Raw genomic sequence first — 1,481 nt, forward strand, 5'->3', positions numbered from 1 at the left:
TGTTAGAACCCATTTAAAGTGTCTGTATTCTCACCAATAAAAATGTCTAGTTTATGATGATTTAACCATCATGGACTGGATATGAAATATAGATGCTGATCACTATGTCTGACAAAGAAATTCAACGTCTTGCGGTTCTGCAAGACGTTCGAGATCATCGTATTACCCAAGTCCGTGCTGCTGAAATCCTGAATCTTTCCACCCGTCAAATTACCCGGTTATTGCAGAAGCTCAATCAAGATGGTGTTTCAGGTCTGGCTCATGCCAGTCGTGGTCAACCTGGCCATCGTCGCCATGATGACTTGTTAAAAGCAAAGTGCCTTTCCATTATTTCTGAACATCTGCTGGGCTTTGGGCCCACCTTGGCGCATGAGAAGCTCAGCAGCATGTTTGAGCTGAATATTCCTGTGGAAACAGTTCGTCGCTGGATGACTGCCAATGAGCTCTGGATTCCGCGATCCAAGCGTCTGAAACGTCCATATCAGCCTAGATATAACCGTGATTGCTTCGGTGAACTGATCCAGATTGATGGCTCCTATCATGACTGGTTTGAAGGACGATCCGCCAAATGCTGTTTGCTGGTTTATATCGATGACGCCACTGGAAAGCTGTTGCATCTGCGCTTTTGTGAGGCTGAAACGACCTTCGACTATATGCTTTCCACGAGAGCCTACATTAAGCAATATGGCAAGCCTTTGGCCTTTTATAGCGATAAACACTCAGTATTCCGAGTGAATCAGAAATCGAGCCAAGACAGCAAGATCACGCAATTTGGGCGGATTCTGAATGAGTTAAACATCGATATTATTTTTGCCAACTCACCACAGGCCAAAGGACGTGTGGAACGTGCTAACAGGACACTTCAGGATCGTCTGATCAAAGAGATGCGTCTGGAAGGCATCAGTTCGATTGCTGAAGCCAATGCTTGGCTACCCTGCTTCATTGAGCAGTTCAATCAGAAGTTCGCCAAGTGTGCGCGTAACTCAAAGAATTTACATCGACCATTAACCGAATCTGATCTTGAACTGGATGATATTTTTACCTGGCAGGAACCACGTAAGGTCACCAAGAATCTAACCCTGACGTATGACAAATGTATTTATATGCTTGAACCGACTGAATTGAACCAGAAATTAGTTGGACAATACATTTCATTTCTGGAGTACCCGGATGGCACTGTTGCGATCATGTATGAAGGACGGAAGATCAACTACAGTATCTTCAATAAACTGACTGGACTGCAGCAGAATGAAGTGGTTGAGAATAAACGGTTAGGCGCAGTTCTGGCCCATATCCAACAACAGCATGAAGAGTTGGAAAAACAGAATAAACGTTCCCGTGCCAAGAAAAGTATGCCGAGTCGTAAAGCTCAGAAAGCTAGCAATGAACAAAGAAATTTAAATCCTGTTCTTGACTCTTGCAGTTAAAAACAGGACATTTTAAATGGTTTATCGCATAGACATTTTAATTGGTGAATAACA

The 1,481-nt window shown here is 43.4% G+C and carries 1 protein-coding gene; it reads left to right on the forward strand.

Going from position 1 to position 1,481, the window contains the following annotated elements; translation table 11 throughout:
- The first annotated feature begins 92 nt into the window (after nucleotides 1-92).
- Nucleotides 93-1,427 carry an ISNCY family transposase gene (locus tag FTV14_RS15850; RefSeq protein ID WP_103254392.1) on the forward strand — a complete coding sequence of 445 codons (1,335 nt, stop codon included), beginning with the start codon at nucleotides 93-95 and terminating at the stop codon, nucleotides 1,425-1,427.
- The last annotated feature ends 54 nt before the right edge of the window (nucleotides 1,428-1,481 follow it).

This window comes from Acinetobacter sp. YH12236 (assembly GCF_013417645.1).
Classification (GTDB): Bacteria; Pseudomonadota; Gammaproteobacteria; order Pseudomonadales; family Moraxellaceae; genus Acinetobacter.

Coding starts and splice junctions, on each gene's coding strand:
- FTV14_RS15850 (WP_103254392.1), top strand. CDS start 93: ATGCTGATCACTATGTCTGACAAAGAAATTCAACGTCTTGCGGTTCTG.